The sequence below is a fragment of the Streptomyces sp. NPDC030165 genome, assembly GCF_055573595.1.
Map to the genome: position 1 here is coordinate 280,153 of NZ_JBVIBD010000003.1, position 25,383 is coordinate 305,535.

Genomic DNA, 25,383 nt, shown 5'->3' on the forward strand with positions numbered 1-25,383 from the left:
TCGCCCGCCGGTCGGCTTCAGACCGTACACGGGCGGTGCCTATCCGATGAGGCTCAGGGGGCCGCTGACGTCGCTCTCCGCGCCGTCCTGGGTCGTCACCTCGATGGTGTAGGAGGTGCCGGGCGGCACGGTGGGCAGCGTCGCCAGGGCCTCACCGGCCTTCTTGCTGCCCGCCTTGGGCGCCACCAGCGACAGCCGGTCGTGCTCTCCGGACGGCGTACGGGCGCTCAGCCAGACGTCCACCTCCTTCCCGGTCGTGTTCGACCACTGGACCAGGAGACTGCCGTCCACCTTCGCGCTGGAGCCGGCGGCCGGCGTCGTGACCCTCACGGCCGGATCGGCGGCGGACGGGACGGCGGCCGGTCCGACCGCGAGGGCGGCCGCCATGGCGGTGGTGGCGGCCCCGGCGGCTATGCCCTTGGCCTTCGCGGTACGCATGATGACCTCCGTTTCGTCGGGGGCGGTCGGGCGGAGCTTCCCCGCGCGCCGAGATCATCACCGGTGCCGGGGCGACGGCCACCGCAACGGGGGTCTCCGGGCGGACGAGGGGCCGCGGGTGTAGGACACTGTGTCCGCGCGGGGGCGCGTGCCCGTACACGGCGGCATGGAGCACGAATCCGCCCGTTACGCAACCGTTATGTCTAAAAAGTGTGGTTCGGGTAGCGTCGTACCCATGAAGATCGCAATCCGCCGCCCCGCGGCCTCCGGGACGGCACTCCGCCGGCACCCGCAGACCGGACCGGCGCTCCTGCTGACCGCCGTCCTCCTGGCGGTGCTCACCGCCGTGGCACCCGGCGCGCGGGCCGCCGGCGGGCTCGACGAGGCGGCGGACGCCCTCAAGAAGGGCCCGGTGTACGTGGACCCGCGGGCCTCCGGCGCGCTGTCGTCCGCCGACGCGGGCGCCCTCGCCAAGAAGATCAAGGACTCCGGGAAGCCGGTCTTCGTCGCGGTACTGCCCGAGGCCGCCGAGTACCGGCCCAGCACCCTTTTCCGGGACCTGCGCACCAAGACCGGCATCAGCGGTGTCTACGCCGTCCAGCTCGGCGACCGGTTCAACGCCGCCGCCGACGCCCGTGTGATGTCGCGCAACTCCGTACGCAACCTCGTCGGCGCGGTCCAGCGCTCCGACTACGGCACCACGAAGGACCGCCTGAACAGCTTCGTGGACACCGCGACCCAGCAGGCGTCCGGCCACGAGCCCGCCTCCTGGGGCGGCGACGGCGCCGGTGTCAGCACCGGCGCGCTCGTCGGCCTCGGCGCGCTGGTGGTGGTCGGCGGCGGTGGCGCCCTGGCGCTGCACCGCCGCAGCAAGAAGCGGCGGGCCGAGGAGGAGCGGGCCGCGCTGGAACAGCTGCGCGTCGTGGTGGACGAGGACATCACCGCCTTCGGTGAGGAACTGGACCGGCTCGACTTCACCCCCGGCGAGCCCGGTGCCGACGACGCGATGCGCGCCGATTACGCCCATGCGCTGGACGCGTACGAGAATGCCAAGGCGGCGATGGCCCGCGCCGAGCGCCCCGGCGACGTCGAACCGGTCACCAGAGCCCTGGAGGACGGCCGGTTCGCGCTGGCCACCCTGGCCGCGCGGCGCGAGGGCAAGCCGCTGCCCGAACGCCGGGTGCCGTGCTTCTTCGACCCCCGGCACGGGCCGTCCGTCGCGGACGCGGAGTGGGCGCCGAACGGCGCGGCACCGCGTACGGTCCCGGTGTGCGCCGCCGACCGGGCGCGCCTGGAGGACGGCCAGGAGCCGATGGCCCGCACGGTGCAGACCGAGTATGGGCAGCGCCCCTACTGGGACGCGGGACCCGCGTACGGCCCCTGGGCGGGCGGCTACTTCGGCGGCGGCATGCTGCCGGGCCTCCTCATGGGCACCATGCTCGGCAGCGTCCTGATGGGCCCGTCCGCGTACGCCTCCGACTTCGGCGGCGGCATGCAGGGAGCCGAGGGCGGCGACGTCTCCGGTGCGGACTTCAACCCGGACGACTTCTCCGGGGGCTTCGGTGACGGCGGGGGCTTCGGCGGCGGCGACGGTGGCGGGGGCTTCGGGGGCGGGGACTGGTGACGGGGGCGGGCCGGGTCACGAGCTGACGCGGGCTCCCCGCACCCGCTTCGCGCCCAGGAGCCGCGCGTACCGCGGCCGCTCCGCGAAGTCCGCGTACGCCCACACGGTGGGCCGCCCGGCCTCCTTGCACAGGTGCAGCACCTGGCCCGGCCCCAGGTGCACGCCGACGTGCGCCCCGTACCCGGCGGGCCGCCCCGGCGCCTCCCCGGCGTCGAAGAGCACCAGGTCCAGCGGGCCCGGCGGCTCCGCCCGTACGGTCGCCGCGGTGTCCGCCCACAGTTCGGCGGACCGCAGCGGCGGTACCGCGCGCCCGAAGTGGCGCAGTACGGCGTACGCGTAGAGCTGGCAGTTCGCGCCGGCCGCCAGGTCGTACGGGTGGCGGCCCGGCAGCGGGGCGGCACCGGGGTGCCGGGAGGCGGCGTACGGGACGTCCCGCAGGGCGGCGGGCAGGCGCGACAGCGGGTCGGGCGACGCTCCGGAGGCCGTGGGCAGGGCGGGGGCGGCAGACATGGCGTCCATGATGGCGGCCCCCGCGCTCGGGGGTACCGGGGCTTCCGTTTCTCACATGCTGTTTAATTGCCTGCGCTTTGCAACAACAGTCGATCTTCAGCAGGGGAGTGGGCATGACGTCCCGGTCGATACGCTCAGCGGCCGCCGCGGCACTGGCGGGAACCATGGCGCTCGGGGTGGCGGCCTGCTCGACGCCGTCCGGCGGCGGCAAGGGCGGCGCGGCCGGTGCCCAGGACTCCGCCGTGGTCGGCATCGCCTACGAGCCGGAGACGCTGAGCCCGCTGCTGGGCTACGGCAAGGACGGCAACTCCAAGATCTTCGACGGGCTGCTCACCCACGACGCGGACATGAAACTCAAGCCCGCGCTGGCCGCGAAGCTGCCCGAGGTCTCCGACGACGGCACGACGTACACGTACACACTGCGCGACGGCGTGACCTTCAGTGACGGCAAGCCCTTCACCGCCGACGACGTGGTCTTCACCTACGAGACCATCCTCGACGAGAAGACCAACAACGCCTCCAAGGCCGAACTGGACGCCCTGGAGAAGGTCGAGAAGAAGGACGCCCGCACCGTCGTCTTCCACCTCAAGTACCCCTACGCGCCGTTCGCCGAGCGCACCGTCCTGCCGATCGCCCCGAAGCACATCGCGGGCAAGCAGGACGTGAACACCGGCTCCTTCACCACCCAGCCCATCGGCACCGGCCCGTACATCCTCACCAAGTGGTCCAAGGGCGAGAAGCTCACCTTCAAGGCCAACCCGCACTACTGGGGCGGCGCGCCCAAGGTGAAGAACTTCACCATGGCGATCATCAAGGACGACGACGTACGCGCCACCCGGCTGCGCTCCGGCGACCTCGACGGCGCGATCCTGCCGCCCAACCTCGCCGCCACCTTCAAGTCCGACCAGGACAAGAAGACCCTCGCGGCCAAGACCTTCGACTACCGCAACGTCACCCTGCCCACCGCCGACAAGGTCACCGGCGACAAGGCGGTACGCCAGGCCCTGGACGTCGCGGTGGACCGCAAGGCCATGGTCGACGGCATCCTCGACGGCGCCGGCAAGCCCGCCTACGGGCCCGTACCGACCGACAGCCCCTGGTTCACCAAGGGCACCGAGCGCGCCCACGACCTGAAGAAGGCCGAACGGATCCTCGACGACGCCGGCTGGAAGAAGAGCGGGAGCGGCATCCGCGAGAAGGACGGGCAGCCCGCCTCCTTCAAGCTCTGGTACCTGGCCGGCGACAAGCTCCGCCAGGAGCACGCGCTCGCCTTCGCCTCCGACGCCAAGAAGGCCGGCATCGAGGTCAAGGTCGAGTCCGGGCCCTGGGAGGCCATCCAGCCGAACATGAAGACCGACGCGGTCCTCGCGGGCGGCGGCAGCCCCGCCGACCCGGACTTCGACCAGTACCTGCTGCTGCACTCCTCGCTCGCCGGCGACGGCTTCAACAACATGTCGCGCTACGACAACCCCAAGGTCGACAAGGCGCTGGTGGACGCCCGCCGCACCGACGACAAGGCCGCGCGCAAGGCCGGGTACGACACCGTGCAGCGTGAACTCGTCGACGACCCCGCCTACATCTTCCTCACCCACATCGACCACGAATACGTGCTCAAGGACCGGTGGAAGGACCTCACCACCCAGGTCGAACCGCACGACCACGGCCTGGCCTCCGGCCCGTGGTGGAACGTGGAGGACTGGCAGCCCGCGACGTGAACCGCCTCGCACAGCTGCCCTGGGGCCCGATGGCGCGGATGACGGGACGGCGGGCCCTGTTCGCCGTGCCCGTCCTCCTCGCCGTCACCCTCGGGGTGTTCGCCGTCGCGGCCGCCGCGCCCTTCGACCCCGTCCGGGCGTACGCGGGCACCGCCGGGCTCACCGCCTCCCAGGAGAACCTGGACCAGATCCGGCACAACCTCGGCGTCGACCAGCCGCTGCTCGGCCGCTGGTGGCACTGGCTGACCGGCGCGCTCACCGGCGACCTCGGCGACTCCGCGACGCTGCGCGCCCCCGTCTCCCAGGTCATCGGCGAACGCATCGGCTGGTCCGTGCTGCTGTGCGCCCTGGCGTTCGTGCTCGCGATCCTGGCGGGCACGCTCCTGGGCGTACTGGCGGCCCGGCGGCCCGGCTCGATGCTCGACCGCGCCGTCACCTCCGCCGCGTACACCCTGGAGGCCGCCCCGCCGTTCTGGCTCGGACTGCTGGCCGTCTGGCTGTTCGCGCTCAAGCTCGGCGTACTGCCGGCCGGCGGACTGACCGACACCGGCAGCGAGGTCGCCACCGCCGGTCAGATCGCCCGCCACGTCGTCCTCCCGGCGCTGGTCCTCGCCGTCACGCAGCTCCCGTGGTTCGTGCTGTACGTACGGCAGGGGGTCGGCGACGCCCTGGAGGAGGACCCGGTGCGCGGCGCGCGGGCCCGCGGCCTGAGCGAGCGCACCGTCCTGTTCCAGCACGCCCTGCGCTCCGGACTGCTGCCGGTCCTCACCCTGATCGGCTCCCGCGTACCGGAACTGATCACCGGGGCGCTGCTGGTGGAGTCCGTCTTCAGCTGGCCCGGCATCGCCGCCGCCACCGTCGACGCGGCGACCAGCGTGGACTTCCCGCTGCTGGCCGCGCTGACGGTGCTCGCCACGATCGCCGTACTGATCGGCAATCTGCTTTCCGACCTGTTGTACGGACTCGCCGACCCGAGGGTGGGATTCGATGGCTGAGACGGTGAAGACGGAACGGACGACGGCCGGGGTTCGCGGAGGTTCCGCTGTGGACGGCGGGACCGTCTGGCACCAGCGCTCGGCGCAGCGCGGCGGGCACGGTGCCCGCTCCCGTAGTCGCACCCTGCGGGTCCGTACCTCGGCGGTCCTGGTGGCGGCCATCATCCTGGCCGTCGTCGTCGTGCCCCTCCTGATCCCCCTGGACCGGCAGGCCGTCGACCTCGCAGCCAAACTCCAGGCGCCCTCCCCCGCGCACCCCTTCGGCACCGACGAGGTGGGCCGCGACCTGCTGCTGCGCTGCGTGTACGGGCTGCGCGTCTCCCTGCTCGTCGGTGTGGTCGCGGCGCTCGCCGCCACCGTCATCGGCACCGCGGTCGGGGCGCTGGCCGGGGCGCTCGGCGGCTGGGCGGACCGCGGTGTCATGCGCGTCGTGGACCTGTTCTCCTCCGTGCCCCACCTCCTCCTCGGCATCTTCATCGTGGCGATGTTCCGCCCCGGCGTCTGGCCCGTGGTCATCTCGGTGGCGCTGACCCACTGGCTCTCGACGGCCCGTATCGTGCGGGCCGAAGTCCTCTCCCTCCGCTCCCGCCCGTACATCGACGCGGCCGTCTCCGGCGGCGCCTCACGCCTGCGCGTCGCCGTGCGCCACCTGCTGCCGGGAGTCCTGCCGCAGGCCGGGCTCGCCGCCGTCCTGATGGTCCCGCACGCCATCTGGCACGAGTCCGCGCTGTCCTTCCTGGGGCTCGGGCTGCCCGCCCACGAGGCGAGCCTGGGCAACATGGTCAACAGCGCGCGCAGCTCCCTGCTCGCGGGCGACTGGTGGCCGACCCTCTTCCCGGGCCTGTTCATCATCGTCCCCACGCTCGCCGTCGCGGGCCTGGCCGGTGCCTGGCGCGAACGCATCAACCCGCGCCGCCGATCGGAGCTGATGCTGTGACCAAGCCACTCGAGCCCCCCGAGCCCTTGACCTCTCCCGTACCTCTGATGCCCCCCATCCTGTCCGTACGCAACCTCTCCGTACGCTTCCGGATGCGCGGCGGGCGGCACGTCGCCGCCGTCACCGACGCGTCCTTCGACCTCGCGCCCGGCCAGTGCCTCGCGCTCGTCGGCGAGAGCGGCTGCGGCAAATCCGTCCTGGCCTCGGCCCTGCTCGGCCTCCTCCCGGGCAACGCGCAGACCGCCGGCACCGCGCACCTGGACGGCGTCGAACTGCTCACCGCCTCCGAACGCGAACTCTCCCGCTCGATACGCGGCCGCCGCATCGGCCTGGTACCGCAGAGCCCCGCCGCCCACCTCACCCCTGTACGCACCGTACGGGCACAACTCGAAGAAACCCTCCGGGAACTCACCGGCACCCCCAAACACGCGTTGCGGACCGCCGCCGAGCAGGCCGCAGCGCGCGCCGCGTTCCCCGCCGACCACCTCGACCGCCACCCGCACGAACTCTCCGGCGGCCTCGCACAGCGCGCCGCCACCGCCCTCGCGCTGGTCGGCGACGCCCCCCTGCTCCTCGCCGACGAACCGACCACCGGCCTCGACCGCGACCTCGTGGACCGTACGGTCGACGAACTGCGCCGCCACATCGACGCGCCGGACGCGACCGACGGCACCGGGCGGGCCCTGCTGATGATCACCCACGACCTGGCGGCGGCCGAACGGATCGCCGACCGGGTGGCCGTCATGTATGCGGGCCGCATCGTCGAACTCGCCGACGCCACGGACTTCTTCACCACTCCCGGCCCCCGCCACCCCTACGCCCGCGGCCTCCTCGACGCCCTGCCCGACCGCGCTTTCACCCCCATCCCCGGCATGCCGCCGGAACTGGGCGACCTCCCGCCGGGCTGCGCCTTCGCCGCCCGCTGCGACCGCGCCACGGACCGCTGCACGACCGCCGTACCCGCACTGACGGACGGCATCGCCTGCCACCACCCGTCGGCAGAGCCCGCAGCCGCTGTACGAGAGGGAGCAGCCGGTGCTTGAACTGTGCGCCATCACCGCCGGGTACGACCGCGCCCGCCCCGTCGTCCGCGACGTCTCGCTGCGCATCGCGGACGGCGAGGCCGTCGGCCTGCTCGGCCCCAGCGGCTGCGGCAAGTCGACCCTGGCCCGGGTGGCCGCGCTCCTGCACCGCCCCGACGCCGGCACCGTCGTCCTCGACGGCCACCCCGTCAGCGGCTACCGCCACCGGGCCACTCGCGCCCAGCGCACCGCGTACGGCGTCGTCTTCCAGCAGCCCCGCCTCTCCGCCGACCCCCGCCTCCGCCTCGCCGACCTGATCACCGAACCCCTGCGAGCCACCGGCCGCCGCACCGAAGCCCCCACCCGCCTCGCCGAACTGGCCCCCACCGTAGGCCTCTCCCCCGACCTCCTCTCCCGCCGCCCCCACGAAGTGAGCGACGGCCAACTCCAACGCGCCTGCCTCGCCCGCGCCCTGACCCTCCGCCCCCGCTGGCTCATCTGCGACGAAATGACCGCCATGCTCGACGCATCGACGACGGCCGCCCTGGTAACGGCGGTCGAGGAATACCGACGCACATCGGGGGCGGGGCTGCTGGCGGTGGGCCACGATCGGGTGTTGTTGGAGCGGTGGTGTGATCGGGTTGTGGGGTGGGGGGAGTTGGGGGAGGGCGGGGTGGGGGGCTGAGCGGAACCAGCGGGCCGAACCGGTGAACGCCATGCACGCGGAACTCTCCACCATCCCCGGAGCCGAGCCCTTCGACGGGATCGCGGGCGCGTGGCACTGGCCCCCGAACCTCCGCTTCAATTTCTTCACGGCACCCGTGACGTCCGACGAAAGCGGCGGCCCTCTGTTTCAGGTGCATGTGGTGGACGCCTGCGACCTGAACCTGGTCCGCGTCATGCTCACGCAGGCCATGGAGGAGAGCCGGGAGTTCTACGGGCTTCTCGGGCTTGAAGAGGTCATGAACTCGGGGTGGGTCATGACGCTTGCTGCTCCGGAGCATTCTGCCGCGCAGATGATCTTGATGACTGAGGACCGGTCCGCGTCCGACACGCCGCCGGACATGAGTGTCGAGGTGGACGACGTGGACGCGGTGTATGCGGCTGTGCTGGCCAGTGGGGCGCCTGTGGTGCGGGAGTTGCGGGATGAGGAGTGGGGGCGGCGGTTCTTCGTGCGGGATCCGAATGGGCGGGTGGTGAACGTGTTGGGGCATCGGTGAGGGGAGCGGGGGAGGGGGAGGCGGGGTTCAGGGGGCGCCGTAGCGGGTTTTGAGGTGGTGGCGGGCGGTCTTGCCGGTGCCGGAGCGGGGGAGGGCGGGGGCGATGACGGCGGTGCGGGGGATCTTGTAGCGGGCCAGGCGGCCGGTCAGGGAGGTGAGGACCTCGGCCGGGTCGAGGGTCGCGCCCGGTGCCGCCACCAGGATCGCGCGGCCGACCTCGCCCCATTCGGGGTCGGGTACCGGGATCACGGCGCACTCGGCGACGTCCGGGTGGGCCAGCAGGGCGTGTTCGACCTCGGAGGGGTAGATGTTCTCGCCGCCCGAGATGATCACCTCTTTGATGCGGTCGACGATGGTCACCCCGCCGTCGGCGTCGGTGCGGGCCGCGTCGCCCGTACGCAGCCAGCCGTCCGTGAAGGCTGCTTCGGTTTCTTGCGGGCGGTTCCAGTAACCGGTCATGACGTTGGGGCCGCGGACGAGGAGTTCGCCGGTGGGGGAGGAGGAGGGGGAGGGGGAGTCGGGGATGGGGTGGGTTACGCGGACGTCGGTGAAGAAGTGGGGGATGCCCACGTGGCTCGGGGCGGTGCCGGTGGGGCGGTCGTGGGTCAGCAGGACGCCTGGTGATGCTTCGGTCATGCCGTATCCCTGGCGCAGGGTGAGGCCGCGGCGGGCGTACGTGTCGATCAGGGGCCCGGGGGTCGGGGCTCCGCCGCATACGAGGGTGCGGAGGGAGGACAGGTCGGCCTCGTACCAGTGCGGGTGGGCGGCGATCCGGCGGAACATGGTGGGGACGCCGAACAGGGATGTGACGCGGTGCCGTTCGACGGCTTCCAGTGCCGCGCCCGCGTCGAAGGTCTCCATCAGTACGCATGTGCCGCCCTTCAGCAGCACCGGCAGGGCCTGCATGCCCAGTGCCGCGGCGTGGTAGAGCGGCGCGGCGATCAGGGCGGTCTCGTCGGCCGTGAGGTCCTCGTCGATCAGGACGTTGACGGCGTTCCACGTGAGGTTGGCGTGGGTGAGTACGGCGCCTTTGGGGCGGCCGGTCGTGCCGGAGGTGTAGAGGATCAGGAAGGGGTCGTCCGGGGCCACGGCTTCGTCGAGGGGTTCGAGGGGGGTGACGGGTTCGGTCGGTGCTGCGGGGGCGGGGTCTTCCGGCGCGTCCACTTCGATGACCCGTACGCCGGTGTCCGCCGGGACGTCGGGGAAGCGGCCGGAGCGCAGGAGCACGCGGGCGCCGCTGTCCGTCAGCTGGTAGGCCAGTTCCGGCGGGGTGAGCCGGACGTTGAGCGGGATGAAGACCGCGCCCAGCAGGCCGGCCGCGAAGAGCGACGTGAGGAATTCGGGCCGGTTGGGGCCGAGGAAAGCGACCCGGTCGCCCTTGCGTACCCCGTGGTGCCGCAGGGCGTGGGCGATGCGGGTGGCGTGGTCGTACAGCGCGGCGTAGCTCACCCGGAGTGTGTCGCCGTGGATCAGTGCCGTGCGGTGCGGGGTGCGCCGCGCCCGCCGCGCGGCCCAGGTTCCGACGCCCTCGTTGCGCATGTGCTGCCCCTGTCCGGCCGGTCGGCTTCGATGATCTTGCTGCGGTCTGCGGTCTGCGGTCTGCGGTCTGCGGTCTGCGGTCTGCGGTCTGCGGTCTGCGGTCTGCGTCACCCGTTCGAGGAGGGTGGGTAGTGACATGATATTACGGATGGTAGTTTTGTTGTGACGCTACGTGTTCGGCTTGTGGGGAGGCTGCGGTGATCGCTGGTCCTGGTACGGCGCTGCTGTTGGACGCGCGGGTCCGCCACAGTCCCGAGGCCGAGCGCATCGACACCCGTGGCGAGCCCCCGGTGTGGCGCGCCGAGTTGCCCGACGGCTCCTTTGCGTGGGTCGCGAGCGGGTACGACGCGGCGCGCCGGGTGCTGACGGACACCGTCTTCGCCAAACCGGCCGTGCGGGGCGGCGAGCGCTGGACGCGCTACCTCGGCTTCACCGGGCCGCAGGTCACCGACAGCATCGTCCGCAGCATGCTCAACGTCGACGGTGACCTGCACCGGCGGCTGCGGGAACTGGGCGCGTCGGCGTTCACGCCCGAGCGCGTACGGGCCGCCGTCGACCGCGCCGAAAGTGTGGCGGAGGAGTTGCTGGATGCCATCGCCGGGCGCGGTCGCGCCGATCTGGTGCGCGAGTTCGCCCATCCGTACGGCGTCCGGGCGATCACCGGTCTGCTCGGGTATCCGCCCGATTTCGTGAGGCGCGCGCTGGAGCTGCGGCGCTGGGGTCCGTCGCCGCTGTTCGATCCTCCCGGCTCGCCGGACCGTGAGCAGTACGCGGCCGACCGGGAAGCCATGAGCGAGCTGATGCACGACCTCGTGGCCCACCGGCGGCGCAGCCCCGGGGCCGACGCCGTCAGCGCGATGATCGCGCACGCCGACGCCGCCGGCCTCGACGAAGGTCAGCTGACCTCCACCCTCTTCCTGCTGCTGGTCTCCGCGTACGAGCCGGTCGCCGACTTCCTCACGTCGAGCCTGTACACGCTCTGGCACCACCCCGACCTCCTCGCCGAGCCCGACCGGGTCGTCGAGGGCCTCGACGAGCTGCTGCGCTACACCTCCCCTCTGGCGGCCACCATGCCGCGCTTCGCCCTCCGGCCCACCGAGCTGTACGGCGCGGAGCTGGAGCCGGGTGACGCGGTGATCGTGCACATCGCCCTCGCCAACCGCGACCCGCGGCGGTTCGCCGCCCCCAACCGCCTCGACCTGACCCGGGAACCGGGCCAGGACCTCGTCTTCGCCCACGGCCCGCACTTCTGCCTCGGCAGCGGCTTCGCCGTCGGGCTCTGCCGCACCGCCCTCGGCGCAGTGCTGCGCCGCCTGCCCCGACTCGCCGCCGCCCAGCCGCTCGACACGCTGCCCTGGCAGCGCGGCGCGACCGGCGGCATCACCCATCTGCACGTCACGGCCGGTCTGACGGCGCTGCCCGTCACCTTCCAGCCCCGGCACGCGGTGGTGTCCTGATGGCCCGCGTCACCGGCCTGTCGGTCCTGACCGCGTACGGCCACGGCCCGGACGCCCTCTGGCAGGGGCTGACCTCCGTGACACCGGCCACCTCCCCGGTCACCCGTTTCGACACCGCGCGCCACCGGGCCCGCCACGCCGCCACCCTCCCCGGCACTCCCGACCTGTACGGAGAGTTGGAGCGGCTCATCGGTGAAGCATGCGACCAGGCCGGACTGTCCTCGGCCGACCGGGCCGACACGCCGCTCGTCCTCGCCCTGCACGCAGGCCCTGACACCGCTGCCCTGGCCGTCGAACTGGCCGGCGCCTGCGGACTACGCGAGGTGCTCACCGTCCACACCGCCGCCTGCGCCGCCTCCAACACCGCCGTCGCCGAGGCGGCCCACCTCATCGGCACCACCGCCGAGCGGCGGGTCGTCGTCGCGGGCGGCAGCTTCGTCGACGCGAGCATGTTCGCCGCCTTCGACAGCGCCGGCATCCTCGCCCCGGACGGCGTCTGCCGCCCCTTCAGTGCCCGCCGCGAGGGCCCGGTGCTGGGTGACGGCGCCGGCGCCGTGGTCCTCGAACGCACCGGCACCGCACCGCCGTGGGCGCTCGTCCGCGGCTGGGGCAACGCGGGGGAGGCCCATCACGTCTGCCGGCCCCACCCCGACGGCCGGGGCCCCGCGGCGGCCGTCGCCACCGCCCTGCGCCGGGCCGAGGTCAGCGGCGACCGGATCGGTTACGTCAACGCCCACGCGACCGCCACCCCCGCCTTCGACGCGGGCGAGGCCGCCGCCATCGTGAGCGCGCTCTCCCCGCACGGCGCGCGGGTCCCCGTCAGCTCCACCAAGGCCTTGCACGGCCACTGCCTGGAAGCCTCCGGACTGGTCGAACTGGCCGTCTGCGCCCTCGCCTTCCGCCACGGGCAGCTGCCCGTCAACGCCAACCACCTAGGTCCGGACGAGGACTGCCCCCTCGACCTCGTGCTCGACCCGGGCCGCGCACCGCGGTCCCGCTACGCCCTCAGCCTCAACAGCGGCTTCGGCGGTGTCTGTACGGCGCTCCTCCTGGCGATGCCGTAGCCGATGCCGTGACCACGCCGAAGCCATGCCGTAATCCCTGACCACCCCGTACCGCACGAGGTCATGAGTGCGGAGGAGCCTCATGAGGACGCCATGGAACTGATCGTCGAGACCCGCGCCCAGTGGCCGCCGCCGGACGACCCGGCGGCCCGTCTGCCGGAGGTTCCGCGCTTCGACACCTCCGCCTTCGCGCCGCTGCTGGTGGCCGTCGGCGAACGCTGCCTCACCGACCGGTACGGCACGCCTCCGCTGCCCCCGGAGCTCGGCCCGCGTACCGGGCTGGTCCTCGCGGCCACCCGTGGCGATGTGGTGACGCAGGCCGCCATCGACGCCGCGGTGGCCGGGCAGCGGCAGGTGCCCAAGCCGCTGCTGTTCCAGAACGTGCCCTCCACGGCGCTCGGCCACCTGAGCACCGTGTGGGGCCTGACCGGACCGCTGGTCGCCACGCTCGCCATCGGAGACGTCGTGGCCGCGGCCCGCACCACTGCCGCACGCATCATCGCCACCGGCGACGCCGACCAGGTCCTGGCGATCGCCGCCGATCCCGGCGACAGCCCGCAGGCGCCCGGTACGGCGTGGGCCCACCTGTTCACGACCGGAGGGCGCTGACCGCCCGTACCGGCCGCCCACGGCCTCACCGTCACCGTGGCTGCGCGTTCCCCCGCCCGCGGCCTCACCGTCATCCCCACCCAAGGAAAGCGATGTCCTCGAAATTGCGGACCCCCACGGCCGAGTTGCGGTTCCCTTCGGTCCTGACCCCCGAGACGCTCGAAATCGCCGCCGGGCCCGTCACCGTACGGCTCGACGACGCCTCCCGTGCCGCCGTCGCCCGCTGCCACGACTACCTGCACACCTGTATGGGCAAGGGCCGCGAGATCTACGGCACCACCACCGGCTTCGGCCCCCTCGTCGTCTACGCGGGTCAGGACGAGAGTGCTGACCAGTGCGAGAACGTGCTCTGCCACCTGGAGGTCGGCCAGGGGCCCGATCTGGAACCACCGGTGGCCCGGGCCACCCTGCTCACCCGCCTGTGGAGCCTGGCCAGGGGCCGTTCCGGTGTGGCGCCCGCCGCCGTGGACGCCCTCGTGGCGATGCTCGGCACGGCCTTCGCGCCGGTGATGCCCGAGTACGGATCGGTCGGCGCCAGCGGTGACCTCGCGCCCCTGGCGCACGCCCTCCGGTCTCTCCAAGGGCGCGGTGACGCTTACGTCGGCACCACCCGTATGCCCGCCGGCAAAGCCCTCGCCGAGGCCGGGCTGCGGCCCGTGGAGCTCACCGGCAGGGACGCGCTCGGCATGGTCAACGGCACCTCCGTGACCGCGGCCGGGGCCGGCCTCGCGCTCGCCCAGCTGCACCGTTCGGTGGCCGCCGGCACCGCGCTGACCGCTCTGCTCGCCGCCGTCCTCGGCTGCCGCCCCGACTTCACCGACCCGGAGATCTTCGAGGCACTGGGCCACCAGGACACCACCGAACGCGCAGCCGACCTGCGCGAACGGCTGACCGGCCACGAACCGAGCGGCACCCGCGCCCTCCAGGAGCCCTACACCCTGCGCTGCGCGCCGCACATCCTCGGTGCTGCCGCGACCAGTCTGCGTCACGCCCGCCAGGTCGTCACCGACGACCTCAACGGCATCAGCGACAACCCGCTCTTCTTCCCCGAGCGCGACGTCGTCGCCCACGGCGGCAACTTCTTCGGCCAGCAGGTCGCCTTCGCCGCCGACCTGATGTCCATCACCGCCGCCCAGCTCGCCAACCTCGCCGAACGCCAGCTCGACCTGCTGATCGACCCGCGCCGCAACGGCGGCCTCCCCCCGATGCTCGCCGAGGACCCCGGCCGCGACCACGGCGTGCAGGGCATCCAGCTCGCCGCGACCTCCCTGGTGGTCGCGATGCGCCGCGCCACGACCCCCGCCGCCATGCAGAGCATCCCCACCAACTGGCACAACCAGGACATCGTCCCGTTCGGCACCCAGGCCGCGTTCACCGCGCTGAAGCAGGCCAGGACGCTGCGCCTGCTGCACGGTTCGCTCGCCGTCGCCCTGCGCCAGGCCGTCCGCGTGGGCGCGCGGCGCCCCGCCGCCGACGCTTGCGTGCGCCTGCTGGACGCCCTGGAGCCGACCGTGGCGCCGGACCGGCCGTGGGCGGTCTCCGTACGGGACGCGGCCGACGTGCTCGACCGCGCCTGCTGACCCGGAGGCCGGGGGCGCTGATGCACAAGCCGGGTCCGCCCGACCGCCGGCTCAGGGCCGTGGCACCACCATCACCTCGGTGCCCCGCGCCCGTACGGCCCGGATCTCGGCCGCCGGCAGCCCGTCGTCCACGATCAGCAGGAAGTCGGTCAGCGGCGCCAGCGCGTACAGCCCGCCCTTGGCGAACTTGGTGTGGTCGGCGACCAGTACCCGCCGCGCCGCGCTCTCCATCATCGCCCGCTTGACCTGCACCGTCTCCGGCGAGGTGTGGTAGCAGCGGCCGTTGGTGACGGCGGTGGTCGACAGGAACAGCACATCGGCGCGGAAGGCCCGTGCCGCGTCCGCCGTGTGCAGGCCCATGAACGCGTCGTACGCCGGGAAGTAGGCGCCGCCCAGGGTGATCAGCGAGATGCCGGGTTCCTTGGCGAGCGTGGTGACGGCCGGCAGTGAGTTGGTGATGACGGTCAGCGGCGCGTGCTCGGCGAACCGGTGGGCCAGCAGGAGGCAGGTGGTGCTGTCGTCGAGCATGACGGTCTGGCCGGGGACGAGCAGCGTCGCCGCGGCCCGTGCCAGAGCCTGCTTGACCGGGGCCATCACCGCCATCCGGTCGGCCACGCTCCCGTGGAACTGTGCCGACGGCAGCCCGGTGGCCCCGCCGCGGACCTTGCGCAGCCAGCCCTGCGCCTGGAGGGCGTCCAGGTCGCGGTGGGCGGTCATCAGGCTGATCCCGTACTCCTCGGCGAGGTCCGAGGTGCGGACGAAGCCGCGGGCGATGACGGTGTCCCGCAGGCGGCGGCGCCGCTCCTCCTGGGCTTCGAGCCGGTCCATGGTGCTCACTTCCTGTGCCGTGCGGGGCGCCGTACGGGGCCGCCGTCCGGGGGTGCGTGGCGCGCGGTGCTCACCGTACGCCGTGTGAATTCGCCGCGTTATGTTCGCACGGATTTAACGTGGCGCGCGCGGCGGACGCGGCCCTCACCGGCGACTCCGGCAGGACACAACACGGCAGGCCACCGGCCCGGTGCGAAGATTTCCGGCCACCATTGACGCTGGTTTCGGCCGGACTGTTGCATCGGCTCCGTCCGTTCCGCAGGCCTCCTGCTACCGCCTGCCGCCGTAGAAAGGGGAGATTCGATGAAGAACCCTCTCCCGCGTTCGCCGATCACACGGGCGACCACACGTCTGGGCATCCCGCCGACCCTCGCCTGGGGCTACCTGGGCCTGCTCCTGTTCATGATCGGAGACGGGGTCGAGTCCGGTTACCTCGCGCCGTACCTGATCGACCAGGGCGTCCCGGAGCCCCGGGTGGCGCTGCTGTTCACCGTCTACGGCATCGCGGCCGGCGTCGCCGCCTGGCTCTCCGGCGTGCTGTCCGAGCTGTGGGGCCCGCGCCGCGTCATGTGGACCGGCCTCGCCATCTGGGGCGCCTTCCAGGCCGTCTTCCTCGCCGCGGCCGTCCCGCTGGGGAGCTACCCCCTGATGATGCTGGGCTACGGCCTGCGCGGCCTGGGCTATCCGCTGTTCGCGTACGGGTTCCTCGTCTGGATCGCCGGGGTCGCGCCGCGGGCCCGGCTGAGCACCGCCATGGGCTGGTTCTGGTTCGCCTTCACCGGCGGCCTGCCCACCCTCGGCTCGCTGGTCGCCAGCGGCCTGATCCCGCACATCGGCGCGTACGCCACGCTGTGGGCCGCCCTCGTCCTGGTCGCCGTCGGCGGGCTGATCGCCCTGCTGCTGGTCCGCGACGACCACGGCGGCAAGCGGCCGCCTACCGAGGGCGACAGCCCGCTGGTCACCCTGCTCGGCAGCGTCACGATCCTGTGGCGCAACCCCCGAGTCGGCACCGGCGCCCTCGTACGGACCATCAACACGGCCTCGCAGTTCGGGTTCTTCGTCATCCTGCCGGTGCACTTCACCCGGACCGTCGGCTTCAGCCTCACCCAGTGGCTGCATCTGCTCAGCGCGATGTTCGCGACCAACATCGTGGCGAACCTGCTGTGCGGCATGATCGGCGACCGTTTCGGCTGGCGCCGCACCATCGCCTGGTTCGGCGGCGCGGGCTGCACCGTCAGCACCCTGCTGCTGTTCTACGTGCCGCAGGCGGCGGGCGCCGACTTCGGCCTCGCCCTGGTGGTCGCCGCGTTCTACGGCGCTACGCTGGCAGGGTACGTCCCGATATCGGCACTGATGCCCTCGCTGGAGCCGCGGCACAAGGGCCAGGCACTGGCGGCGCTCAACCTGGGCGCGGGCGCCAGCACCTTCGTCGGACCGGCCGTCGTCGCCGTCTTCGCCGGACCGCTCGGCGTCGAAGGGGTGGTCTGGATCTTCGCGGGGATGTACGCGGTCAGTACCGTGCTCACCGTCTTCCTGAAGCTGCCGGACGAGCCGGGCACGGCGCCGGCGGGAGCGGCTCCCACCGCTGCCGCCGCGCCGTCCGCCCCGTCACCGGCGTGAGAGGACGCACCTGATGTCCGTACTGACCATCGACGTCGGCACCACGATGATCAAGTCCGTCGTCTTCGACGACCGGGGCCGCGAGGTCGCGGTCTCCCGGCTCGCCACCGAAGTGCTCCGCCCCCACCCGGGCCGGGCCGAGCAGGACATGGACGCCGTCTGGAACGCCGTCGTCTTCACCGTCCGCAACGCCCTGTCCGAACTCGCCGGTCGCCCGGGCCCCGCCGACCCCGTATGGCTGGTCTCCTTCACCGCCCAGGGCGACGGCGCCTGGCTCGTGGACGACCGGGGCCGCCCCACCGGACCCGCGATCCTGTGGTCCGACGGCCGGGCGGGCGACCTCGTCGGCCAGTGGCAGCGGGACGGCGTCCTGGAGGCCGCCTTCCGCCGCAACGGCTCGCTGACCTGCGCCGGAATGCCCAACGCGATCTTCGCGTGGCTGGCCCGGCACGACCCGGACCGGCTCGCCCGCTCGCACGCCTCGCTCACCGCCGCCGGCTGGCTCTTCCTGCGGCTGACCGGCGTCACCGCCGTCGACGAGTCGGACGCCTCGGCGCCCTTCCTCGACCACGCCACCGGCGCGTACGACCCGTACCTCCTCGACCTCTTCGGCCTGACCGGGTACGAGCGGCTGCTGCCGAAGGTGCTGGGCGAGCACGAGCGGATCGCCGAGATCACCTCCGAGGCGGCCGGCCAGCTCGGGCTGCCCGCCGGCCTCCCGGTCGTGATGGCCCCGTACGACATCGCCGCCACCGCGCGCGGCGTCGGCGTGGTCAACCCCGGCCAGGCGTGCAGCATCCTCGGCACCACCCTGTGCACCGAGATCGTCCGCACCGGCGTGGACACCACCGGCGAACCGTCCGGCATCACCATCGCCTACCGCGGCCGGGAGCGCGTCCTGCGCGCCTTCCCGACCCTCAACGGCGCCGAGGTGCTCGGCTGGGCGGCCCGTACGCTGCACCTGTCCGGGCCGCCGGAGCTGTCGCGGCTGGCCTTCGAGTCCGAGCCGGGCGCGCGCGGCCTGATGTTCCTGCCGTACCTCTCCCCGGCAGGCGAGCGGGCACCGTTCCTCGACGGGCACGCCCGGGGCGGATTCTGGGGCCTGTCCCTGGAACACACCCGCGCCGACCTGGCCCGCGCGGTCTTCGACGGCCTCTCGCTCGTACTGCGCGACTCGCTGACCGCCTCCCGTACGCACGTCAGCGAACTGCGCCTGTGCGGCGGCGGCGCCAACAGCGACGCGTGGTGCGCGCTCATCGCGGACGCGACGGGCGTGCCGACCGCCCGGTCCGGCGACACCGAACTCGGCGCCAAGGGCGCGTTCCTCACCGGCCTGGTGCTGTCCGGCGCCGAGTCCAGCATGCACAGCGCGGCCACCAAGTACGTACGGATGCGCAGCAGTTGGGAGCCCGACCCGGAGCGCGCCGCCCGGTACGCGGAGCTGTACGAGGACTTCCTGCGCTGGCGCGCCCTCGCCCGCGAGGCGGGCTGGCGCCCCGGAACCGGACGGAAGGGGACGCACGGCGCCGCCGAAGTCCCCGACCGCCCGCCGGCCCTGCCGCACCCGATACCCGCACCACCCGAACACCCCGACCGAGGAGCCCCCCACCGTGTCTGACGCCCTGACCGCCGACGCCGTCTGGCTCGGCCTCGACCTCGGTACGCAGAGCGCCCGCTGCGTCGCCGTCGACGGGACCGGACAGCTGCTCGCCGCCGCCTCCCGGCCGCTGACGAGCCACCGCGACGGCAGGCGCCACGAGCAGCGGCCCGAGCAATGGTGGAGCGCGCTGTCCGCCGCCTGTCGCGAGGCTCTCGCCGGCATCGATCCGGTTCGGATACGCGGCCTGGCCCTCGACGCCACCTCCAGCACGATCCTCCTCGCCGACGCCGACGGCACCCCGCTCACCCCCGGCCTCATGTACGACGACGGGCGCGCCGCCGACCAGGCCGAGGCCGTCAACGAGGCCGGGGGAGCGGTGTGGCAGGAGCTCGGCTACCGCACCATGCAGCCCTCCTGGGCCCTGCCCAAACTGCTCTGGCTGCTCCGGCAGGACCCGAGTCTGGGTGAGCGGGCCCGGCTGCTGCACCAGCCCGACCTCATCACCTGGCGGCTGACGGGCCATCAGGTCCCCTCGGACGCCAGCCACGCCCTCAAGACCGGCTACCACCTCGCCGACGAACGCTGGCCGTCCGCCGAACTCACCCGGCTCGGCGTCCCCGAACGCGTCCTGCCGCAGGTCGTACGGCCCAAAACCGTCCTCGGCGCGGTCTGCGCGGCCGCGGCCGCGGCCACCGGCATCCCCGAAGGCACCACTGTCGTCGCCGGGATGACCGACGGCTGCGCCGCCCAGATCGGCGCCGGCGCGCTCGCGCCCGGCGCCTGGAACTCGGTGCTCGGCACCACCCTCGTCCTCAAGGGCACCAGCCCGCACCTGATCCGCGACCCGCACGGCGTCGTCTACTGCCACCGCGGGCCGGACGGGAACTGGCTGCCCGGCGGCGCGTCCAGCTCCGGCGCGGGCGTCCTCGCCCGGCACTTCACCCCGGAGAACGGCGACGACCTCGACGCGCTCACCGCACAGGCCGAACGCGAAGGACAGGACTGGGACGCCGTCACCTACCCCCTCGTCTCGGCAGGCGGCGAACGCTTCCCCTTCCGCGCACCCGACGCCGAACCCTTCACCCTCGGCGACGTGACCACCCGCGCGCAGGAGTTCCACGCCTTCCTGCTCGGCGTCGCCTGCGTCGAACGCCTCTGCTTCGACTGCCTCGACCACCTCGGCGCCCCCGTCGACGGACCGCTCACCTTCACCGGCGGCGGCGCCCGCAACCCCTACTGGTCGCAGCTCCGCGCCGACCTGCTCGGCCGCTCCGTCCACCTGCCCGAACAGGCCGAAGGCGCCCTCGGCATGGCCGTGCTCGCCGCCACCTCCGGCGGCGTCACCCTCCAGGAGGCCGCCGCCGCCATGGTCCGCACCGGCGCACCCCTCACCCCCGACCCGGCCCGTACCGCCCGCCTGCTCCCCGTCTACCTCCGCTTCCTCGACGAACTGACCCGCCGTGGCTGGCTCGACCAGACCGTGGCCGACCACGCCCGCAGGAGGGCCGCACAGTGACCGACTTCATCCTCGTACGCCACGGCGAAACGGAATGGCACGCCGAGAACCGCTACGCCGGGCTCACCGACGTGGCGCTGACCGGACGCGGTGAGGAACAGGCGGCCGCGCTCGCCGACTGGGCCCCCACCGCCCGCCTGGACGCCGTCTGGTGCTCCCCGCTGTCCCGCGCCCGGCGCACCGCCGCGCCCGCCGCCGCGGCCTGCGGTCTGACCCCGCACATCGACGAACGCCTCTACGAGGTGGACTTCGGCCGCGGTGAAGGCCTGACCAAGGCCGAGATGCGCCGGCGTTTCCCGGAGGAGCTGGAGGCGTTCCTCGCCGACCCGGTGGGCCACCACCTGCCCGGGGGAGAGGACCCCCGCGCCGCCGCCCTGCGCGCCGCCGACTGCCTCGCCGACATCGAACGCGCCCACCCGGACGGCCGGGTCCTGATCGTCGCCCACTCCACCCTCGTCCGGGTCCTCCTCTGCCACCTGCTGGGCATCCCGCTCGCCGACTACCGGCGCGTCTTCCCGCAGCTCCTCAACGGCGCGCTGACCGAACTGCGCGTCCGGGACGGCCAGGCCGCGCTGCTGCGCCTCAACGCCCCCGCCACGCACGCGCCGGTCACCGCCGCACCGCACTGACCCGCCTCCCGTACGTAGGCCGACACCGCACACCCAGGAGAAACACCCCATGAGCAGCCCCACCGTCCTCGCCGCCGGCAACCACTTCATCCTCCCGAGCCTGCTCACCGAGGCGGTCCGCGAGGCCACCGGCGGCGCGGTGACCGCCGACGCGATCCGGGAGCTGCAGCTGCCCTGGCCGCACACCCCGCTCGGCAAGGTCGCCGAGGTCGACGAGGCGTCCGGTACGGAGGACCAGCTCATCGAGGCGCTCCAGGGCGTCCGCATCTGCGTCACCGAACACGCCGCCCTCACCGAGCGCATCCTCGCCCACTGCCCCGACCTGGAACTGTTCTGCGTCGGCCGCGGCGGCCCGGTCAACGCCAATCTGGACGCCGCCACCCGGCACGGCGTCGCCGTCTGCTACGCTCCCGGCCGCAACGCCACCGCCACCGCCGAGCACACCCTCACCCTGCTCCTGGCTGCCGCCCGCGGCGTCGGCGACACCCACACCGACCTGCGGCAGGGCATCTGGCGCGGCGACTACTACGACTACGACAAGTGCGGCATCGAGATCGAGGGCACCACGGTCGGCCTGGTCGGGTACGGGGCGATCGGCAGCCGCGTCGCCAAGGTGCTGGCCGCCATGGGCGCGCACGTCCTCGTCCACGACCCGTACGCCGCCCCCGAGGCGCTGACGGGCGTCGCCGAACAGGTCGGCCTGGACGAACTGCTGCGCCGCTCCCGCATCGTGTCCCTGCACGCCCGCCTCACCGAGGAGACCCGCGGCATGATCGGCCGCGCGCAGCTCGCCGCGATGCCGCACGGCTCCGTCCTGGTCAACTGCGCGCGCGGCGCCCTCGTGGACTACGAAGCGGTCTGCGACGCGCTGGAGTCCGGGCAGCTCAGGGGCGCCGGCTTCGACGTCTTCCCCGAGGAGCCGGTCCCGGCCGGCTCCCGCCTGCTGACCGCGCCCGGCGTCGTACTGACCCCGCACATCGCGGGCGGCAGCCGCCAGGTCGCGCACAAGGCGGCCCGTATCGTCGCCGCCGAGGCCGCCCGCTTCCTGCGCGGCGAGCCGCTCGCGCACTGCGCCAACCCGGCGGTGCTGGGCGGCTGACCCGCCCGCTCCCGGCATGACGAAGGGCCGCCCCCGGACGGGAGCGGCCCTTGTCTTCGCGTGCCTACCGGCGCCGCACCAGCGGGAACGGCAGCGTCTCGCGGATCGACAGACCGGTGAGGAACATGACGAGGCGGTCCACGCCGATGCCCAGACCACCGGTCGGCGGCATCGCGTACTCCAAGGCTTGGAGGAAGTCCTCGTCCAGCTCCATGGCCTCCGGGTCGCCGCCCGCCGCCAGCAGCGACTGGGCGGTCAGCCGGCGACGCTGCTCGACCGGGTCGGTCAGCTCCGAGTAGGCGGTGCCCAGCTCGGTACCGAACGCCACCAGGTCCCAGCGCTCCGCGACGCGCGGGTCCTTGCGGTGCTGGCGGGTCAGCGGCGAGACGTCGGTGGGGAAGTCCTTGTAGAAGGTGGGCAGCGTGGTCTTCTCCTCGACCAGCCGCTCGTACATCTCCAGGACGATGTCACCGCGGCCCATCTCGGCCTTCACCGGAACCTGCGAGGCGTTGCACAGGCGGCGCAGCACATCCGGGTTCGTGTCCGCGTCGACCTCTTCGCCCAGGGCTTCCGAGATCGCGCCGTAGACCGTCTTGACCGGCCAGATGCCCGAGATGTCGTGCTCGACGAGCCGGCCGTCGGCGTCCGCCTTGCGGGCGGTGGCGCTGCCGAACGCGGCGACCGCCGCGCCCTGGATCAGCTCCCGCGTCAGGTCGAGCATCACGTCGTAATCGGCGAACGCCTGGTACGCCTCCAGCATCGTGAACTCGGGGTTGTGCTTGTAGGAGATGCCCTCGTTGCGGAACGTGCGTCCCATCTCGAAGACCTTCTCCATACCGCCCACGCACAGCCGCTTCAGGTACAGCTCCGGCGCGATGCGCAGGTACAGGTCCAGATCGTAGGCGTTGATGTGGGTCTGGAACGGACGCGCGTTGGCGCCGCCGTGGATCTGCTGGAGCATCGGCGTCTCGACCTCCAGGTAGCCGCGCTCGATCAGACCCTGGCGCAGCGCCTGCACCGCGGTGCTGCGGGCCCGCAGGTTCTCCCGCGAGTCCGGCGAGACGACCAGGTCCACGTAACGCTGGCGGACCTTGGCCTCCGGATCGGTCAGGCCGCGCCGCTTGTCGGGCAGCGGGCGCAGGCACTTGGCCGTCAGCCGCCAGTGGGTGACGAAGACCGTCAGCTCACCGCGGTCGCTCGCGCCGACCTCGCCCTCGGCCTCGATGTGGTCACCGAGGTCGATGTCGGAACCGAAGCGCGCCAGCTCCTCGGCGCCGGTGCCCTCCCGGGTCAGCGCGGCCTGGAGGTCACCCGACCAGTCGCGCAGCACCGCGAACAGCACACCGCCGTGGTCACGGGTGAGCAGCACCCGGCCGGCGATCCGTACGACCTTGCCGGTGCGTGTGCCGGGCTCCAGGTCCGGGTGCTCGTCGCGGACGGCACCGAGCGTGTGGGTGCGCTGCACGCCGACCGGGTACGGGTCGGTGCCCTCCGTACGCAGCCGCTCCAGCTTGCGGTGCCGCACGCGGACCTGCTCCGGCAGCGCCGCCAGCTCCCGCTCGCGCAGCTCCTCCTCGCTCGCGGGCTTCTCCACCAGGCCCAGCTCGTCCAGCGACGGCAGGTTGGCGGTGCTGGCCGGGGCCATCACCCGCTTCTTGCGGCCCTTGCCCCACAGCTTGCCCAGGCTCGGGACGGCCACGAAGCCCTCGGCGATGCCGGAGGCCAGGCCGATGCGGGCCAGGGCGCCGGTGTCCGCGTAGCACAGGAAGCGCGGGTACCACTCGGGGGCGTACTTCGCGTTGGAGCGGTACAGCGCCTCCAGCTGCCACCACTTGGAGAAGAACAGCAGCAGCTTGCGCCAGACCTTCAGGATCGGTCCCGCGCCGATGCGGGCGCCCTCCTCGAAGGCGGACCGGAAGACCGCGAAGTTCAGCGAGATCCGGCGCACGCCGAGCTGCCCGGCGTGCGCGCACAGCTGGGCGACCATGTACTCCATCACGCCGTTCGGCGCGCTGCGGTCGCGGCGCATCACGTCCAGCGAGATGCCGTCCTTGCCCCACGGCACGAACGACAGCAGGGCCATCATGTTGCCGTCGCCGTCGAACGCCTCGGCCAGCAGGCAGTCCCCGTCCTCGGGGTCGCCGAGCCGGTCCAGCGCCATCGAGAAGCCGCGCTCGGTCTCGGTGTCGCGCCAGGCGTCGGCCCGGTGGATGACCTCCTGCATCTCCGTATCCGACAGCTCGGAGTGCCGGCGGACCCGGAAGGCGGCGCCGGTGCGCTCGACGCGGTTGACGGCCTGGCGGGTCACCCGCATCTCGCGGCCGTCCAGGTCGAAGTCCTTGACGTGCAGGATCGCCTCGTCACCGAGCTGCAGCGCGCTCAGGCCGCTGCGCGCGAACGCCTTGGCGCCGTCCTCGCTGGCGCCCATGACGGCGGGCTGCCAGCCGTAGCGCCCGGCGACCTTCAGCCACTCCTCGATGGCCGGGCCCCAGGCCTCGCGGTCACCCACCGGGTCACCGCTGGCCAGGCAGACGCCGGCCTCCACGCGGTAGGTGACGGCGGCCTTGCCGCTGGGGGAGAAGACCACGGCCTTGTCCCGGCGGGTGGCGAAGTAGCCGAGCGAGTCCCGGCCGCCGTAGCGGGCCAGCAGTGCCCGGATGCGGGTCTCCTCGTCGCCGTGCAGCGCGGCCTCCATGCGCTGCGACCGGAAGAGCGTCAGGGCCGCGTTGAGCAGCGCCACCGCGCCGAACAGGCCGAGCAGGAAGATGATCCAGTGCGGCGGGTGGCCGTGGAACTGGTGGTTGCTGAGCAGACCGCCGCAGACCCGGTCGGCCGCCCACAGCAGGCGGCTGTCGGCGCCGCGCTCCAGGCTGCCAGGGAAGAGCGACACCAGGCCCCAGCCGACGAGGATCGACACCACCAGGCCCGCGACCAGTACGCCGGCGGCGCGCCAGAACGCGCCGCGGCGGGTGATCGCGTAGAACTCGCGGTGCGCGACGAGCAGCAGCACCAGCGCGGCCGCGCACAGCACCAGGGAGAAGTAGTACTCCCGGTATCCGTCGATCACGAGGATCGCGTCGGTCAGCGTCACCAGCACCATGTAGACGACGGCGAACCACAGGGCGACCCGTTTGCGCGCGGTCATGGCCGCGGCCAGCAGGAAGAGGAAGACCGCGTACGCGAGGTTCGGTTCGACCACGATGGTCAGGGTGTCCAGCCATTGGATGACCGGTTTCAGGGCGCGTCGCAGCGGCCCGATCAGCGCCGTGACGGCGCAGAACAGCCCCAGAAGGCTGAAGAAGATGGCGAAGCCGTTGGGCACGCGGCGGCGAAAGCGCGCCCACGCCGTTATTTGGTCCTGGTCCTGCACGGTGCTCATTC

Annotated in this window: 21 protein-coding genes; 16 read left to right on the top strand and 5 right to left on the bottom strand. The window is 73.0% G+C overall.

Features of this window, described 5'->3' with window-relative positions; genetic code table 11:
- Positions 1-39: 39 nt before the first annotated feature.
- Complete coding sequence (locus ACZ4Z1_RS07645; protein ID WP_468485652.1) at positions 40-438, bottom strand: hypothetical protein; 399 nt, start codon at positions 436-438, stop codon at positions 40-42.
- Between the two features lie 235 nt (positions 439-673).
- Here ACZ4Z1_RS07645 and ACZ4Z1_RS07650 point away from each other — a divergent pair, with 235 nt between their 5' ends.
- Positions 674-2,062, top strand: coding sequence for a hypothetical protein (locus tag ACZ4Z1_RS07650; RefSeq protein ID WP_468485653.1), 1,389 nt, complete (start codon positions 674-676; stop codon positions 2,060-2,062).
- 15 nt (positions 2,063-2,077) lie between these two features.
- On the opposite strand, the gene ACZ4Z1_RS07655 is transcribed toward ACZ4Z1_RS07650, so the two are convergent.
- A complete protein-coding gene (locus ACZ4Z1_RS07655) occupies positions 2,078-2,572 on the bottom strand; it encodes a cell wall hydrolase (protein WP_468485654.1) in 495 nt (164 codons plus the stop codon).
- A gap of 113 nt (positions 2,573-2,685) precedes the next feature.
- On the opposite strand from ACZ4Z1_RS07655, the gene ACZ4Z1_RS07660 reads away from it, so the two are divergent.
- The 6 genes from ACZ4Z1_RS07660 to ACZ4Z1_RS07685 all read left to right on the top strand — a co-directional run bounded on the left by ACZ4Z1_RS07660 (position 2,686) and on the right by ACZ4Z1_RS07685 (position 8,461).
- A complete protein-coding gene (locus ACZ4Z1_RS07660; RefSeq protein ID WP_468485655.1) occupies positions 2,686-4,287 on the top strand; it encodes an ABC transporter substrate-binding protein in 1,602 nt (533 codons plus the stop codon).
- Positions 4,288-4,325: 38 nt separating this feature from the next.
- On the top strand, positions 4,326-5,282 hold the full coding sequence (locus tag ACZ4Z1_RS07665; protein WP_468485879.1) for an ABC transporter permease: 957 nt from the start codon (positions 4,326-4,328) through the stop codon (positions 5,280-5,282).
- On the top strand, positions 5,275-6,219 hold the full coding sequence (locus ACZ4Z1_RS07670) for an ABC transporter permease (RefSeq protein ID WP_468485656.1): 945 nt from the start codon (positions 5,275-5,277) through the stop codon (positions 6,217-6,219). Before ACZ4Z1_RS07665 ends, ACZ4Z1_RS07670 begins: the two co-directional genes overlap by 8 nt.
- 47 nt (positions 6,220-6,266) lie before the next feature.
- Positions 6,267-7,262 (top strand): ABC transporter ATP-binding protein, encoded by a 996-nt coding sequence (locus tag ACZ4Z1_RS07675; RefSeq protein WP_468485657.1) that lies wholly within the window; start codon positions 6,267-6,269, stop codon positions 7,260-7,262.
- Positions 7,255-7,926, top strand: a complete 672-nt coding sequence (locus ACZ4Z1_RS07680) for an ABC transporter ATP-binding protein (protein ID WP_468485658.1) — start codon at positions 7,255-7,257, stop codon at positions 7,924-7,926. Before ACZ4Z1_RS07675 ends, ACZ4Z1_RS07680 begins: the two co-directional genes overlap by 8 nt.
- 214 nt (positions 7,927-8,140) lie before the next feature.
- Positions 8,141-8,461, top strand: coding sequence for a VOC family protein (locus ACZ4Z1_RS07685; protein WP_468485880.1), 321 nt, complete (start codon positions 8,141-8,143; stop codon positions 8,459-8,461).
- Between the two features lie 27 nt (positions 8,462-8,488).
- Here the strand turns inward: ACZ4Z1_RS07685 and ACZ4Z1_RS07690 are convergent, their stop codons facing one another.
- Entirely contained in the window at positions 8,489-10,000 is a 1,512-nt protein-coding gene (locus ACZ4Z1_RS07690) for an acyl-CoA synthetase (protein ID WP_468485659.1), read from the bottom strand.
- Between the two features lie 197 nt (positions 10,001-10,197).
- On the opposite strand from ACZ4Z1_RS07690, the gene ACZ4Z1_RS07695 reads away from it, so the two are divergent.
- The 4 genes from ACZ4Z1_RS07695 to ACZ4Z1_RS07710 all read left to right on the top strand — a co-directional run bounded on the left by ACZ4Z1_RS07695 (position 10,198) and on the right by ACZ4Z1_RS07710 (position 14,710).
- Entirely contained in the window at positions 10,198-11,457 is a 1,260-nt protein-coding gene (locus tag ACZ4Z1_RS07695; protein ID WP_468485660.1) for a cytochrome P450, read from the top strand.
- Positions 11,457-12,521, top strand: coding sequence for a beta-ketoacyl-[acyl-carrier-protein] synthase family protein (locus tag ACZ4Z1_RS07700; protein WP_468485661.1), 1,065 nt, complete (start codon positions 11,457-11,459; stop codon positions 12,519-12,521). The genes ACZ4Z1_RS07695 and ACZ4Z1_RS07700 overlap by 1 nt, the downstream gene beginning before the upstream one ends.
- A gap of 63 nt (positions 12,522-12,584) precedes the next feature.
- Positions 12,585-13,130 carry a hypothetical protein gene (locus ACZ4Z1_RS07705; RefSeq protein ID WP_468485662.1) on the top strand — a complete coding sequence of 182 codons (546 nt, stop codon included), beginning with the start codon at positions 12,585-12,587 and terminating at the stop codon, positions 13,128-13,130.
- Between the two features lie 92 nt (positions 13,131-13,222).
- Entirely contained in the window at positions 13,223-14,710 is a 1,488-nt protein-coding gene (locus ACZ4Z1_RS07710; RefSeq protein WP_468485663.1) for an aromatic amino acid ammonia-lyase, read from the top strand.
- A gap of 51 nt (positions 14,711-14,761) precedes the next feature.
- On the opposite strand, the gene ACZ4Z1_RS07715 is transcribed toward ACZ4Z1_RS07710, so the two are convergent.
- On the bottom strand, positions 14,762-15,538 hold the full coding sequence (locus tag ACZ4Z1_RS07715) for a DeoR/GlpR family DNA-binding transcription regulator (RefSeq protein ID WP_468485664.1): 777 nt from the start codon (positions 15,536-15,538) through the stop codon (positions 14,762-14,764).
- 303 nt (positions 15,539-15,841) lie between these two features.
- Between ACZ4Z1_RS07715 and ACZ4Z1_RS07720 the strand changes: the two genes are divergently transcribed.
- Genes ACZ4Z1_RS07720 through ACZ4Z1_RS07740 form a run of 5 tightly spaced genes read left to right on the top strand, consistent with a single transcriptional unit; the run spans position 15,842 to position 22,002 of the window.
- On the top strand, positions 15,842-17,158 hold the full coding sequence (locus ACZ4Z1_RS07720) for an MFS transporter (protein ID WP_468485665.1): 1,317 nt from the start codon (positions 15,842-15,844) through the stop codon (positions 17,156-17,158).
- Between the two features lie 13 nt (positions 17,159-17,171).
- Positions 17,172-18,776 (top strand): FGGY family carbohydrate kinase, encoded by a 1,605-nt coding sequence (locus ACZ4Z1_RS07725; RefSeq protein WP_468485666.1) that lies wholly within the window; start codon positions 17,172-17,174, stop codon positions 18,774-18,776.
- Complete coding sequence (locus tag ACZ4Z1_RS07730; RefSeq protein ID WP_468485667.1) at positions 18,769-20,274, top strand: FGGY-family carbohydrate kinase; 1,506 nt, start codon at positions 18,769-18,771, stop codon at positions 20,272-20,274. The genes ACZ4Z1_RS07725 and ACZ4Z1_RS07730 overlap by 8 nt, the downstream gene beginning before the upstream one ends.
- A complete protein-coding gene (locus ACZ4Z1_RS07735) occupies positions 20,271-20,903 on the top strand; it encodes a histidine phosphatase family protein (protein WP_468485668.1) in 633 nt (210 codons plus the stop codon). Before ACZ4Z1_RS07730 ends, ACZ4Z1_RS07735 begins: the two co-directional genes overlap by 4 nt.
- Positions 20,904-20,952: 49 nt before the next feature.
- A complete protein-coding gene (locus tag ACZ4Z1_RS07740) occupies positions 20,953-22,002 on the top strand; it encodes a 2-hydroxyacid dehydrogenase (protein WP_468485669.1) in 1,050 nt (349 codons plus the stop codon).
- Between the two features lie 64 nt (positions 22,003-22,066).
- Here ACZ4Z1_RS07740 and lysX read toward each other — a convergent pair whose 3' ends face one another.
- Entirely contained in the window at positions 22,067-25,381 is a 3,315-nt protein-coding gene (gene lysX, locus ACZ4Z1_RS07745; RefSeq protein ID WP_468485670.1) for a bifunctional lysylphosphatidylglycerol synthetase/lysine--tRNA ligase LysX, read from the bottom strand.
- Between the last annotated feature and the right edge of the window lie 2 nt (positions 25,382-25,383).